This window comes from Colwellia sp. C2M11, assembly GCF_018860915.1.
Lineage (GTDB): Bacteria > Pseudomonadota > Gammaproteobacteria > Enterobacterales > Alteromonadaceae > Colwellia.
Genome location: NZ_JAHKQD010000044.1, coordinates 24350 through 39258, shown reverse-complemented (window position 1 = coordinate 39258; position 14909 = coordinate 24350). Strand labels below are relative to the sequence as shown.

Annotated in this window: 10 protein-coding genes; 7 read left to right on the top strand and 3 right to left on the bottom strand. The window is 34.9% G+C overall.

Translation table 11 applies throughout. From position 1 onward, the window contains the following. Nucleotides 1-145 precede the first annotated feature (145 nt). Entirely contained in the window at nt 146-2266 is a 2121-nt protein-coding gene (locus KO509_RS12005; RefSeq protein ID WP_215973518.1) for a TonB-dependent receptor, read from the bottom strand. 79 nt (nt 2267-2345) lie between these two features. Next, nucleotides 2346-2648, bottom strand: a complete 303-nt coding sequence (locus KO509_RS12000) for a hypothetical protein (protein ID WP_215973517.1) — start codon at nt 2646-2648, stop codon at nt 2346-2348. 273 nt (nt 2649-2921) lie between these two features. Between KO509_RS12000 and dnaK the strand changes: the two genes are divergently transcribed. The 5 genes from dnaK (at nt 2922) to prsT (ending at nt 12391) form a co-directional block, all read left to right on the top strand. Continuing rightward, nucleotides 2922-4832, top strand: a complete 1911-nt coding sequence (gene dnaK / locus KO509_RS11995) for a molecular chaperone DnaK (protein ID WP_215973516.1) — start codon at nt 2922-2924, stop codon at nt 4830-4832. A 397-nt stretch (nt 4833-5229) separates the two neighbouring features. Further along, nucleotides 5230-5505, top strand: coding sequence for a hypothetical protein (locus KO509_RS11990; RefSeq protein ID WP_215973515.1), 276 nt, complete (start codon nt 5230-5232; stop codon nt 5503-5505). A 281-nt stretch (nt 5506-5786) separates the two neighbouring features. Continuing rightward, a complete protein-coding gene (locus tag KO509_RS11985) occupies nt 5787-8063 on the top strand; it encodes a GGDEF domain-containing phosphodiesterase (RefSeq protein ID WP_354668417.1) in 2277 nt (758 codons plus the stop codon). A gap of 328 nt (nt 8064-8391) precedes the next feature. Beyond that, complete coding sequence (locus tag KO509_RS11980) at nt 8392-9405, top strand: collagen-binding domain-containing protein (protein ID WP_215973514.1); 1014 nt, start codon at nt 8392-8394, stop codon at nt 9403-9405. Between the two features lie 109 nt (nt 9406-9514). Beyond that, nucleotides 9515-12391: an XrtA/PEP-CTERM system TPR-repeat protein PrsT gene (gene prsT / locus KO509_RS11975; RefSeq protein ID WP_215973513.1), complete on the top strand. Its 2877-nt coding sequence runs from the start codon at nt 9515-9517 to the stop codon at nt 12389-12391. A gap of 118 nt (nt 12392-12509) precedes the next feature. Here the strand turns inward: prsT and KO509_RS11970 are convergent, their stop codons facing one another. Then, nucleotides 12510-12683 carry a hypothetical protein gene (locus tag KO509_RS11970; RefSeq protein ID WP_215973512.1) on the bottom strand — a complete coding sequence of 58 codons (174 nt, stop codon included), beginning with the start codon at nt 12681-12683 and terminating at the stop codon, nt 12510-12512. 88 nt (nt 12684-12771) lie between these two features. On the opposite strand from KO509_RS11970, the gene KO509_RS11965 reads away from it, so the two are divergent. Further along, complete coding sequence (locus KO509_RS11965) at nt 12772-13998, top strand: threonine/serine exporter family protein (RefSeq protein WP_215973511.1); 1227 nt, start codon at nt 12772-12774, stop codon at nt 13996-13998. Between the two features lie 43 nt (nt 13999-14041). Beyond that, complete coding sequence (locus tag KO509_RS11960) at nt 14042-14704, top strand: TetR/AcrR family transcriptional regulator (RefSeq protein WP_215973622.1); 663 nt, start codon at nt 14042-14044, stop codon at nt 14702-14704. Nucleotides 14705-14909 lie beyond the last annotated feature (205 nt).

Below are 14909 nucleotides of genomic sequence, written 5' to 3'. Positions count from 1 at the left end.
CTAGCAATCATATTTTTCAGACTAGTTTTTCTCAAAGTAACAATAACAACGATTAACACCTCACTTATTTTAATTTAAAGAGAGCAGTAATATTTGAAACTAATATTCAGATATCACTGCTTCCCCTATGCTTAATGAGTAGACATTAAAAACGCGCTCTCACACCTAAACTAACTGATCGTCCAGGTAAAGGTGCTTCGTCTTTTAAGTATGAAGAATGTACTCGGCCTTCTTGATCCATTAAATTATCGCCTTTGATATAAATAGTCATATCCACATCGCCTAAATCAAGATAGTAATTAGCTGAGACAGATAGCATTGTATAGCCTGACGTTTGCGTTTCGTTTTCCGCTATTTTATCTTGCTTGCTGTTACGAATAACTTCAACTTCGGTATGCCAATTGCCATACTCATAATGAACCGATGAACCAAATCTCATTGGTGGTATCCTTGGTACGTTGCCACCTGAATCTAATTTAGCGCGGGTATAATCAGTAAATACTTCTAAGCGCCAGTCATAGTTTAAATGCCAATCAACTTGCGCTTCATAGCCGTATAAGCGTGCGTTTTGCTGTGCAAACAAAACCACAGGTAAACCATCAGTTTCTTCGTCTGACTCACCTGACATAGCTACTTGGTCTTCATACACAGTAGAAGTTATAAAGGCCCCATCACTAATCACTAAACCTGTAACGTCTTCAAAAATATAATTATTAATATCATTATTAAACACACTAAAATTAGCATTCCATGTGTCGGCATTATAGCGATACGTAAGATCTATATTATTTGAAGCCTCTTTCTCCATACTTTCATCTGATTGAACAACATTGTATTGACCACTGTCGTTATTAAGCTCAAATCCACCGCCGATTTCATAAGTGCCTGAGCCGATATGAGGACCATAGGCATATATTTCTGAAGACGATGGCGCTCGTTGTGAGTATGCATAATTAAAGGCTAAGGAGTGTTTATCGTTAATACTCCAAACAACCCCTGCAGAGCCTGACACCGCCGTATAATCTTTATCATCGAACGAGATATCGTTAGACGCACTAAGATCGGCAAAAAAATCATTATTTACATTATGAGTCGATTGCTCAATACGTGTACCCAGCTGCCATAACAGTTGGCCTACCTCTTTCTCTTCCATTAAAAATGCGGCTACACTGTCTGTTTTAGTTGGTGGGGTAAAGGCTTCCTCACCAATCGCTTCAAAATCACTTTTGTTATAATGTAAACCAACAACCCCTTTCCAACCATAAACAGGTGCATGTTCAGCCCATAATCTCGACTCTATACTTTCGTTTTTAAAAGTAGTACCAATTTCAGTGCCTTCAATTTCAGAATGTTCATAGTCTGTATAGGCATTTTGCCAATGTACCGCTTTAATAAAACCAGCTAGGTTATTCCAGTCAACGACTCCTTGGTAGCGGTCTTGATTTAGCTTTATAAACACCCCCTCTTCACCCGGTAAACCGTATTCAGAGTCCATATGGCCATACGCAAAAGCAACTCTGGTATCATCAGTTATCCAGCCTGCTCCCAAGTTATAACCGCTGGCATCAATAGCTGAGTTAGCAAGTGTAGTGCTGCCGCCTTCCTCATCTATATTTGCAGGTACTGGTATTTTATAATCATCGGTTTCGCGAGTATAGCCATCAACATGAAAAGCAAAATCACCCGAGCCAGCATTTAAATCTGTTGAAACAGTGCTAGCATCGGCAACATTATTGTATTGTGCAAATACTTCACCGTTTACGCCATCTTGCCTTTGTGTAGGCAAACGATTATCAACCACATTTACTACGCCGCCAATAGCACCACTTCCGTATAAAAGCGTCGCCGGGCCTCTTAACACTTCAATTTGAGTAGCAGTAGAAGTTTCCGTTGAAACTTGATGGTCGGGACCTACACGTGATGCATCCGAAGCACCTAGACCATTTTGAACAACTTTAATTCGTGGCCCATCTAAACCACGAATAATTGGGCTACTTGCAACCGGTCCAAAATACGAACTATGTACACCGGGTACATTTTTTAGGGTTTCGCCTAAAGTTGCCGCTTGATTTTGATCTAATGCTTCGCCACTTAAAATTGTTACCGGTGTGCTTGATTCAAGCACGGTGCGCTTTAACGGAGAAGCGGTAATTAACACTCGCTCAATATCGTTTTCATCTTTTTGAATGTTTTTGTCGGCAGCAAAAGCAGTGCTGCTCATTGCTGTTAATAAGGCTAGCACTATAGGTGAATAATTATTTTTCATGTTGTTATCTCTAAAAATACACAATAAAACTCTCTCGTTATCATTAAATAACGAGCATAAAATACGTTTAACTGGTTAATTAAAAAATAACAACTGGCGGATCCCTATTGCCGGCATGACCAATAAATACGCTATAAAGGTGCCAACTACTTAACTTTATTAAAGAAAAAGAATGAACATCTGACTCAAAGAGACTTATTTTAGTAGGTATAGAATGTTCTAAATCAAGAGAGCTAGAACACAGCTCACATTCTTGAGCTGTGTTTAAGACATGAGATGTGTCGTGCCAAGCAGAAAAAGCACTGAATAATACAACAAACACTAATATATATTTTAATAGTGTTGTTTGGCTTCTCAGTGAATGTAATGTAAGTCTCGGCATAAATGATATGATATAACGTTACTCATATTTTTGTCGATATATTAATTAACTTTTATCAGTGATGTATTAAGTAGCTCTCAACTCACATTTTTATGACATTCCAAAAAATTATCATTACTGTCACATTTGTGACAGTAGCACTTCCTCAACTCACGTATTATAGCCCCACTAACAAACAGCCAAGGTTGTTTATGTGGTCTAGCTGCTAACAGAACATTGCCATACAGCATAAGACCTTTTTGATTAAACCCTTTTTAAGTATAGGTGGTTATTATGACTAAGATTATAGGTATAGATTTAGGTACGACAAACTCATGTGTATCAGTGATGGAAGGTGGTGTTGCAAAAATTATTGAGAATGCAGAAGGTAGTCGCACTACACCATCGATTATCGCGTATGCAAACAATGAAACACTAGCAGGTCACCCAGCAAAAAGACAATCAGTGACAAACGCTGAGAACACATTATTTGCTATTAAGCGATTAATTGGTCGTAAATTTGATGACAAAGAAGTGCAAAAAGATATTAAGCTAGCACCTTATAAAATTGTAAAAGCAGATAACGGTGATGCCTGGGTTGAAGTGAATGGCAAATCCATGTCACCACAAGAAGTCTCAGCTCAGCTTTTACGTAAATTGAAAAAAGATGCTGAGGCCTATTTAGGTGAAACAGTCACTGAAGCAGTGATTACTGTACCAGCCTATTTTAATGATTCTCAACGCCAAGCAACAAAAGATGCAGGTAAAATTGCAGGACTTGATGTTAAACGTATTATTAATGAACCAACAGCTGCGGCCTTAGCTTATGGGGTCGATAAAAAAAGTAAAAACGATCAAAACATCGTGGTTTACGATTTAGGTGGCGGAACTTTTGATATTTCTATCATTGAAATCAGCAATGTGGACGGAGAAAAACAATTTGAAGTGTTAGCAACCAATGGTAATACCTTTTTAGGTGGTGAAGATTTTGATTTACGCCTTATTAATTATCTTGCTGATGAATTCAAAAAAGACACTGGCATTGATATTCACAATGACTCTTTAGCATTACAACGTATTAAAGAAGCAGCTGAAAAAGCGAAAATAGAGTTATCGTCTGCATTACAAACCGACGTAAACTTACCTTATGTCACTGCTGATGCTAGTGGCCCTAAACATTTAAATGTACAGGTTACTCGCGCCAAGTTAGAGTCATTAGTAGATGATTTGATAAAAAGTACCATTGCTCCATGTGAGCAAGCATTAAAAGATGCCGGTGTAAGTAAAGCTGATATTAGTGAAGTTATATTGGTTGGTGGTCAAACACGTATGCCAAAAGTACAGGAAGCTGTTCAAGCTTTCTTTGGTAAAGAGCCACGTAAAGATGTAAACCCGGATGAAGCCGTTGCCATGGGTGCAGCTATTCAAGGCGGAGTGTTATCTGGAACCGTGGGTGATGTATTATTACTGGATGTAACGCCATTATCATTAGGTATAGAAACTTTGGGTGGTGTAATGACTAAACTCATTGATAAAAATACTACGATACCAACACGGGCTTCTGAAGTTTTTTCTACTGCTGAAGACAACCAAGCTGCAGTAACAGTACATGTTCTACAAGGACAGCGTGAAATGGCGACAGATAATAAGTCGCTTGGACAATTCAACTTAAGCGATATAGCTCAAGGTCCGCGCGGTTCGGTGCAGGTTGAAGTAACGTTTGATATTGATGCTGATGGTATTTTAAATGTGTCAGCGAAAGACAAGGCAACTGGCAAAGAACAAAGTATTAAAATTACTGCATCAAGTGGCTTAACAGAAGATGAAATTAATCGCATGGTTGAAGATGCAGAGCAACACGCAACGGAAGATAAACAAAAGCGCGAACTAGTTGAGCAACGTAACCAAGCGGATCAATTGATTCATACAGTAGAAACATCAATGACATCCTTGGCACAAGAGCAACAAGATGAGCTTAAATCGTTAATTGAGCAATTGAAGATGTCTGTGAATGGTAATGATAAATCTGCGATTGAAATGCGACAAAAAGCATTACAAGATGCTTACAGTAATATGATGCAAGCAGAACAAGCGCAACAGAAGTCACAACCACAAGGAGAGCAGTATCAAGAACATGCGGCCAATGACAGTGCTAAAGATGATGACATCATTGATGCTGAATTTGAAGATGTTAGTAATGGTTAATAAGTAATAGCTAAAGAGTTAACGTTTAGACATTAACTCTTTAGAATTGAAGCCTCTAATCGTCATGATTAGGGGCTTTTTTGTTTCAAAACGCCCCAAAACAACAAATATCTAGTTACCCTTCACTTATTTACTAGCAAGTAATAATTGTTATTTTCTTCAGCTTCGCTTACTTTATCCAAGGTTCATATACTTCGATACTCGTTTCATTAAAGTTGTAAGCTTATTGTAAATAGTAAAATAAACCAGAGTACCGCTATCAATTAAGTAATAGCTAGCTATTGAGATTGAAAACAACGCGATATGTATTATTTTAACTAACGCAATTAAGCAAGAATTTACTGACATTAGTATTCGTTAGCCGTTTTATTATCACTATTTATCTTAAGGTACCCCCATGCTCTTTTTTATTTTCAAACTGTTAATGTTAGCTCTTTCATATAAACTATATTTAGTAAAAAAAGAGCCTTATTTTTCAGCATTATTGTTTAGTATTCCTTTGGCTATTGTAGGATTAATTATGGGTCATGAATTAATTGGAGTATTTATTGGCAGTGCCATATTATTTGCTATAGCTTTTGTTTGTTTCTTACTTATGTCAAAACTACCGAGTGGCATGCCTGAATATAGTGTTTTAGGTGTAACAGCAATAATAATCGCATTTGTAATTTAGTCTTGAGCCGTTTTACAGCCATTACCATTTCACTATTAAAGATGACAAAATAACAGTGTACTTATGAGTACTCGAAACCACGAATTTTCCAATAAAGCTTGTATAGACTTAGGCGAATAAACGAACAAAGAATCGATTTAAAATAGGACCTTCTTAAGAAAATATGTCCATATAGTTGCCCTACTGACATGAATTAATATTTAACACTAGAAATATGATTAAACTTTCATTAAGGTACTATAATAATTGATTATTTATATCATGGATGTAGGTGGAATTAAGTGTTGTTACAATATAAATCGAGTATTCTTAATTTTTTTTTGTTAACGGATAATGATGATACAAATAATAAAATACCAAATTGGCGAATAAGCGCGCTGAGAATTATTCTATCTACCGTTATGTTAGTATGTTTGGCCGTTGTGTGTCATACCTTCGGCCCAGCGGTACAACTCAGTTTAATACATATCATCATCCTCTCGGTTTCATTCTTCTCAATTGTCATTACGTTGTTAATCGCTAGCTATAAATATTATAAATTCTGTGCTCACTTTTTTTTGATTACGACGGTATTAGCGAGTTTAGCAATAAATTTATTTATCACGGATCTTGAACTTGCCAAAGTAGGTTCAATGTATATGTTCGCTTGCCCTACTATTGCACTGATATTGCTGGGTTACCGATCAGCAATATGTTATGCGTTGTTAAATTTAGCACCTTTTTTCATGATTATTTACAATGTTGATTTATCAATACTTTTCAGCCCACCTGAGCAATTACCCAATACAAACTGGTATATAATGGGAGTTATCTTCGCCTTTTATAATATTTGTATACCGCTTGCTGTGGCCCGTACCAGTGTCGCTGCTAAACGCTTAAATCAATCAATTCAAGACTCGAATACTCACTTAACCGCCAAAAATGAACTCTATAGAACTTTCTTTTCTCATTATTATAAGCCTAAAGTTATTCTTAGCGAAAAAGGCGAGATTATCGATCTTAATGAACAAGCTAAAATTTTATTTACTATAGAGTTAAACACCCAGACTACGAATGAACATCTATCGACTTTATTACCTAAATTAACAAGCAACGACCACAAAGACCAATTAATACAAATTAAAGATTCATATCATCGAGTCACTAAACAAAATGTGGTCAACTCAACCTACACGGTGTATGAATTTTCAGACTGTACACAAGAGCATAAAATAAAGAAAAATTTAATTTCAATAGAAGAAAAATATAAGCGTTTACGCTATACCGATTCACAAACCAATTTACCAAATAAAGACTGGTTTGAACGCCAATGCGAAAGTTTAGCTATTAAAAAATCTGCAGGTTTTTATATTATTGTTATTCAAAGTGCCAATAATGATTATGTAAATTTAAAATTTGGCGAATCCGATTTTCGCACACTTACTATCGCGGCATATAAACGTATTACCGATAATATTAAAGAAATCCTGCTATGTTCAGATGCAGGGTTAGGGAAACTTGTTTTTTTAATTAATACGCCAAATGTAGAAGAGTTAGAAAAATTATTATCTCGTATAAAAAAAACATTAGATGCAGAGTACACCCTATTTAATAGTACGTTTACCCAGTCTTATTTATTTGGTATTGCGCAATTTTCTCAAGAGAATAATTCTAGTGCTAAAGTTATTGCCAATGCACAAGAAGCGTTAAAAAGTGCAGACAATATTAATGTTTTTAGCTATTACAACCAAGAAAGCTCGCAGCTATTTTTGAAAAAACATGAAATTTCAATGTTACTCGATGAAGCAATTCAATCAGCAGCACTTGATGTCTATTATCAACCCAAAGTCACTAAAGATGGTCTTTGTATTGGTTTAGAAGCACTTGCTAGATGGAATAGTCCTGTACTTGGTGTTGTGCCTCCTGATACTTTTATTCCTGTAGCAGAAGAATATAGATTAATTTGCCCGTTAACCAATTTAATCATCCAAAAAGTATGCGCGCAAATACAAAAGTGGAATCAAAGTGGGTTCGATGTAGTGCCAATTGCAATTAACTTATCACCTTTTGATTTTAACCAAAAAGATTTTGTCTCAAATTTAATACGCTATTTAGCCGACTTCAATGTTAAGCCCGATCAAATTGAATTAGAAATAACAGAAACAGCGTTAGAAGAAAACAACACTAATGCCCTTAAAATTATTCAAAGTCTTCAATCTTGGGGATTTATTATATCTATTGATGATTTTGGTACTGGTTATTCAAATATAGCGCGATTAGCTGATTACCCAATCAATAAATTAAAGTTAGACAGATCATTAACGAATATGATTACTACGTCAAAACGACACTATAATTTAGTAAAAGCTGTTCATGCTATGTGTCGCTCACTTAATATAAAATGCGTATCTGAAGGTATAGAAAAAAGAGAGTATATAGCTTCACTAGCTGATATGGGCTCAGAAGAGTTTCAAGGTTATTATTTTGCAAGACCAATGACAGCAAGTGATTTTTACTTATACACTCAACAAAATGGATTATTTTTTAATGGTGAAAAAGTGGAAAACTTACCTAGTTAATTTATCGCTAGGCCCAGTTATATTCCTAATATAAAAAATAAAGCTTTAATCTACATTTATTTCCTATTGAGCTATACTAAGCTTATAATGGTAATATAAGTTGATAATATTTACGTTATCACTGTCAGTTATATTTACAAATAAATAAGATGACACATAAAAAACATTTGTACAGCCCTAATAACACTATAGTTTTATATCTTGGCTTGATTTGTGCTTAATGCTTATTATCGTAAATCATTTTATCTAGTAGTTAAATTTAGATATATATTAGTTCTAGCGTAATGCTTATTTTATTAATTACGCTTTATATGAAAAGTAGGTTGTTATGAAAAAATTTATTTCTATACTTTCAGGTTTATTCCTTTTAGCCTCAGTAACGGCAAATGCGAGTGAGTTTATCCTGAATGAATATAATGTAATCACTATTGAGGACTTTGAAGGTCTCGGGGGGACGCATGTTGACGGTAAGACTTTTGTCGGTGGTAACTATACAGGTCTAAAAAGTGATTTCGGTCAAAGACTAGACCAAAATTCACGTTCAGATATTACTGCATTAACTGTTGCGGGTTCAATAAACGCACAAGTTGGTGTTTATGTACATGATACCGTATTAAGCTCGGAAAAAAACATCGTAACGGCAGCAATAAATTCTAATCAAGTGCTCATTAATAGTACATTAATAGATTCAAAGATCGATAACGTTAAGTTAACAACAGGTTTAGATGCAATTAAAGCAGATTACAAAGCTCAGTTAGAAAATTCTTCTGCATATTTTTCTTCGCTAGCCGCTAATAGTAAAATAGAGACAAATGGAAATAACAAAACATTTGCAATTGATAAAGGATTGAATACTGACAATGATATTGCAGTATTTACATTAGATGGCTCTACGAATATATTTGATTTAAACAATCTGAGTCTAAGTATGACGGGAGACAATGCAAATGATCTTGCTTATATTGTCATTAATGTACCTGGCAATGATGTATCAATGTTAAATAATTCAAATATGAATTTTGATAAGAATAAATTTGGCTCTAAAATCATTTGGAATTTCTATGAAGCCGAAGTCATTACATTAAACGCTCAAAATTTTGTTGGTGCTTTACTAGCCCCTTATGCAACAGTTACTCAAACAGGTGGGAATATTGATGGCTCTGTAGGTGTTTTATCATTAATCACTAATGCAGAAATACATTTAGCGACTAATGTTGATGTTACAGTTCCTGCCCCTTCAGCTGGAAGACCTGTCACTCAAGTACCTGAGCCGAGCTCAATAGTACTTATGCTGCTTGCAATGACTGGCTTGATCTATCAACGTAAAAAGTTAAACGTTTGATTTTTTATGTTAACTCGTTAGATAATAAAACGGAGCTTTTTAGCTCCGTTTTAGATCTTAGCTTTAGATATAAAATAACTATGACTACATTTAAAATAAAGGAAATATTTTGACCTCATTAAAACAGCTAATATTGAAACCTATGAAGTTAATTAAACGTAACTTTTTTTTATTATATAAACGAAACTTATTAATCGTTGTATTTAGTAGTCTGCTTTCCCCACTTAGTTATGCTAGCGTCGATCCAAAAACTTATGAAGATGCGTTAACAAGCTTTCATGATGGTGATTATGCAACATCAATTATCCACCTTAAAAATATATTATCAATTGATAGTTCGCATTTACCTTCTCGTGTACTAATGGCTGAAAATTTATTAGCTCAAGGTAAAGGGGCATTAGCCGAGATAGAGCTTAATTTTTCTAAACAAGAAGGCGCTGCTATTCGTTTATTGGCCCCTTTATACGCTAAGGCTTATTTGCTACAAAATAAATTCGATCAAGTTTTAAGTTTACCTATAGAGCCACAAACCAGTGATACCTATCAAAGTACAATGTTAACCTTTCATGGTTTTGCGTTAACAGGTGACAATCAACTCAAGGAAGCACGAAATAAATTCAATAAAGCGCTAAAGTTAAGTCCTTATAATACCGAGGCTTTTATTGGCAAAACTAAGGTGGCTTTAAAAGAGCTCAACTTTGATGAAGCAATTGAATTAATTAATCATACATTAACAATTGACCCAAATAATATCCAGGCACTGTTAATGGGAGCCATAACTTATAAGCAACTTAAAAAGGATAAGTTAGCTTTAGAGTATATAACACAGCTATTAACTTATGAGCCTAATAATTATTCAGCTTTATTAGTTCGAGCTACTTTATTAATGAATATGCAAAAACATGATTCAGCAATATCCGATATTGATAAAATTGTTGAGGTTCTACCTAATGAACCTATTGCCAATTATATTAAGTTATTATCAGCTCAAGCAAGTGAGCAATCGCAATTAACGATAGAAATAAAAAAACGTTTAGATACCGTTATGATGGCTATTCCTGAGGAAGTGATGGATGAACAACCCATTTATTACTTTTTAAAAGGATTAATAAGCTTTCAAAACAATGCTATGGAAGCCGCGGAAAAAGCCTTTATTAAATATAATAAAATAGCCCCTAATGATCCTCAGGTATTAAAGCTACTTGCGCGTACCGAACTTGCTTTAGGTAATAGTTATGTTGCCCGTAAGTATCTAGTGAAAGCTTATTTGAACGATGATAACGACCGCGAATCATGGGCATTGCTAGGCCAAGCTAACTTAATGACAGGAAATATAAATGAAGCAGAATTTTATTTTGATAAAGTGATGACTGCATTTCCTAATGAATTGCAACCGCGTATAGATTTAGCAAAGTTATTACTGTTAAAAGGTGATTACACAAAAATAGTCACAGTATTAAGTGAAGTACTTGATGAAGATTCAACCATTCGCAATGAAACTAACGACGACTTAAATTTTGAATTATTACTTTTGTTAGCGAGAGCCTATCAAGAAAGCAATCAACTTCAAGCCGGTTTAAATATCAGCGCTGTATTAATAAAAAACTACCCTAATAATTCTAGTGTTAATCAAATTCACGCAACCTTATTAGGTTTATCAGGATATTTACCTCAAGCTAAACAGTTTTTAGAAAAAGCGTACGCACTCGATAATAATAACAATCAGGCCGTTATTCACTTAGCTAGAATTGATGCGTTACAAGGTAATATTGATATTGCCGTTGAACGTATAAAAACTCAATTAATGCAAAACAATAACAGTGATTTAATGGTCGAGTTAGGCGATATTCACTATTACGCTGAAAATATATCAGAAGCTCTGGTTTGGTATCAAAAAGCATTATCTCAAAATCAAGATAATGTCATCGCACTTGAAAAAATAGTAAGGCATTATGAGAGAAATAAAGCGTTAACAAAAGCACTCGATATTGTGAATAACTATTTAGATACACACAATGACAATAGCAACATACATTTATTAGCGTCTAACTTATATATTCAAAACAGACAGCATGAAAAAGCGATAAGTGCAATGGATTTGGCGTTAAAGCATACGCAAAACAAACCTCCTGTTTTATTTAAACAAGCAAAAATGTACACTTATTTGGGTAAAAAAGATCTAGCTAAAAAAAGCTTAGAGCATGCTATCTCTATTGATAAGAGCCTATTTGAAGCATACCAACTACTCATACAGCTATATAATCAAGATAATGAAAAGAATACTGCGCTTGCGTTGGTAAATAAGTTAGATCCTCAATTATTCCCCGTTTATTTAATCGAGCAATTTAAAGGCTCAATTTATATGAGCAAAGATAATGAACAAGCCCTTGGCTTTTATCAGAATTCATATCAAGCACAACCGAATAAACCTGCTTTATTAGGCCTATACTCTTTGTATACAGCGCAGAAACAGTATGCTGACATTGATACCTTACTTACGTTATGGCTCAGCAATAACCCGAACGATCTTGAAATAACCCTAGCGCTTGCTGAAAACTATAAACGTAGTGGTCAGTTAGATAAGTCAATAGACTTTTATGATAAACACTTAGCTAATAACCCTAAAAATATCGCCTTATTAAATAATGCAGCTTTAGCCAATTTAACTGTCAATAATATAGAAAAAGCACATAACTTAGCTCAGCGTGCATTTAAAATATCGCCAGACAATGTAAATATTATAGATACTAATGCATTAGTTGAGCTAGCTTTAGGCAACTATAATAAGGCATTATCTTTACTTAGGCAGGCGAATATATTGGATTATAATAATGCTGAAATTAAGTATCACTTAGCCTTAACGTTAGATAAGTTAGATAGAAGAAAAGAAGCCTTAAGCTATCTAAAAGAGAGCTTGTCAACTGATAAACCTTTTACGGAAAAAGCTAAAGCAAAGGCTTTATTTTCAGCATGGCAACAACAATAGTTTAACGAGTAGTTATATTATTGGTAGCCCGCCTTTTATTTCATCACAAAAGCAGCGCGGCTTTCTCCTTCTTATAAAATTAACACAACAACTAAACGTAGTTGTTGTGTGTTCTGCGCTAAAGCATCTCTTTAATAATAGCGCCAACTAAAATCATAAAAACAAGTATCCAACTTACTTTACTAAACCTGGCTTGTTGTTCATTACTCATTGGGCTACCAAATCTTTCTCCGAGTATGACCATAAGTGCAACAACACCAAACACACACGCAAGAATAATGAATAAAGTCATATATATCCTTCAAATTTTACAATTGCTAATTACTAAAAATACATTAACATAGCACACAAGCTTTATTTACCTTTATTACTCTAATTATATGACACCTGCAGATGATTTTTATCAAAAACGTCGATTTATCATCCAACTTGGGAAGGCTCTTCACAAGTTAGGCTCTACAGCATATCGCTTAGAGGATAATTTACTCTCCATTGCGCACTTTTTAGATATTCGTGCTTCATTTATGGTTACTCCTACGGCATTAACTTTTATTTTATCTGATGAGGAAGATGAGCATCAATACAATCACTTAGTTCGCGTGGCACCTGGCGAAATAGATTTGGGGTCTTTAGCACGTATTGATGAATTAGTAGACGAGTTAACCAGCGGTGAAAGAACGCTAGATGAAGCTATTGAACGTTTAAAAGAAGTCAATTCAAAGCCCCCTCCGTATGGTTTTTTGTTAACTTTTTTAGCTTTTGGTGCCTCAAGCGGTGCTTTTGCAATGTTAATGCACACAAGTTGGCATGATGTTTTCTGGTCAACTATATTAGGTTTTGTTGTTTTCTCATTTGTAATGTGGGCTGAGCGTTCACGTCGTGTCACCGAAATGCTAGAGCCAATGGCGGCATTAACAACCTCCTTATTAGCCTCTTTGATTTCAATATTTGATCCTAGTATTAATATACCTATGGTTATTCTTTCCAGTATTATATCTTTTATTCCTGGTTTATCGTTAACAGTTGGCTTATCTGAATTAGCAGCAAGGCACTTAATGTCAGGGACAGCACGTATCATGGATGGTGCTATGGTACTGTTCAAACTTTATTTTGGCGCTGTTTTGGGCATGGCATTAGGTAATTTAATGTGGGGAGAAGTCACCTTTATTCCTCCTGAAACTATGCCTGTTTGGACGTCATGGTTAGCCGTCACGACTCTGACTATTTCATTAGTTATTTTATTTAAAGTACGATTAAAAGATGCGCCATGGGGTATGATTGCCGGTTACATTTCTTTTGGCGTAAGTATTTGGGCTACTAGCTATCTAGGAGTCGCTTTAGGAGCTTTTGTTGGAGCTTTTGCCTTAGGAATTTATAGTAATTTATTTTCTCGAATTATGAATTTACCTTCTTCTATAGTGCGCTTACTGGGACTGGTTGTGTTAGTCCCTGGTAGTAAAGTTTATATTGGACTCAACAGCTTAGTTTCAGGAAAGCAAATGTTAGATGTGACTGACTTAGGCTCGCAAACATTTCTTATTTTTATGTCCTTAGTTGCGGGGATTATTTTTTCAAATGTAGCTATTCCTCATAGAAAAACACTATAGCGGTAACCTTTTTAAAGCACACACAATAGAAACTTAAATAATGATGAAAAAAAACAATCCAACTATTGATAGTAAAAATTCAACTTATCATCATGGTGACTTACAGAGTAGCTTACTTGCGACCGCAACAGCGATGATATCAGAAGATGGTATTGAAACCTTATCATTGAGAAAACTCGCTGAACGTATTGGTGTATCACGCACCGCGGCATATCATCACTTTACAGATAAAAATGACTTGCTCTCAGCTATCGCTGCACAAGGCTTTATTAGTTGGAAAGCTCAAGCAGAAGAAATATTTAATAATAATATGCTAACCGATCAAGAAAAATATCATACATTTGTTCATTTTTATGTACGCTTTGCCACACAAAACTCGGCGATTTATCGATTAATGTTTGGCAGTACATTATGGAAAAAAACAGAAAAAACGAATGAAACAAAAGGCAATAACGGCTCAAAAGGAACACAAAAACTTATTGATGTTGCCTATCCTAGCTTTCAGTATCAAGTTGAAATGACACAACTTTGGCAACAAAAAGGCATATTACCAAAGTCACATAATTCACTACGTTTAGCACAGGTTGCTTGGGCAACCTTACACGGAATAGCACAACTGGTTATTGACGGTATTTATGGTGATGCCAGCCAAATTGATGAAATGTGTCAATGTGCTGTTGAGCTACTTACCTCTCAGAAAGAATAAAACTCGTATTCTATCCTATAAAGCCCACCAATCACCCTAATGGCACTAGTATAATCTGCATAAATTGTTTATAAACTTAGCATAAATTTATTATGTAAATAGATGTGTTCTGAACTGGAGTTTGAACGAATTCTTTCGTAGTATTAGTTAGGCATGTTTTTCAGATACTTATTTTCCACTTTACAATATAAATTGAACAACATGA

What these genes read in the sequence shown, in the direction of transcription:
- KO509_RS12005 (WP_215973518.1), bottom strand. Translation starts at nt 2,266, where the DNA reads ATGAAAAATAATTATTCACCTATAGTGCTAGCCTTATTAACAGCAATG.
- KO509_RS12000 (WP_215973517.1), bottom strand. Translation starts at nt 2,648, where the DNA reads ATGCCGAGACTTACATTACATTCACTGAGAAGCCAAACAACACTATTA.
- dnaK (WP_215973516.1), top strand. Translation starts at nt 2,922, where the DNA reads ATGACTAAGATTATAGGTATAGATTTAGGTACGACAAACTCATGTGTA.
- KO509_RS11990 (WP_215973515.1), top strand. Translation starts at nt 5,230, where the DNA reads ATGCTCTTTTTTATTTTCAAACTGTTAATGTTAGCTCTTTCATATAAA.
- KO509_RS11980 (WP_215973514.1), top strand. Translation starts at nt 8,392, where the DNA reads ATGAAAAAATTTATTTCTATACTTTCAGGTTTATTCCTTTTAGCCTCA.
- KO509_RS11970 (WP_215973512.1), bottom strand. Translation starts at nt 12,683, where the DNA reads ATGACTTTATTCATTATTCTTGCGTGTGTGTTTGGTGTTGTTGCACTT.
- KO509_RS11965 (WP_215973511.1), top strand. Translation starts at nt 12,772, where the DNA reads ATGACACCTGCAGATGATTTTTATCAAAAACGTCGATTTATCATCCAA.
- KO509_RS11960 (WP_215973622.1), top strand. Translation starts at nt 14,042, where the DNA reads ATGAAAAAAAACAATCCAACTATTGATAGTAAAAATTCAACTTATCAT.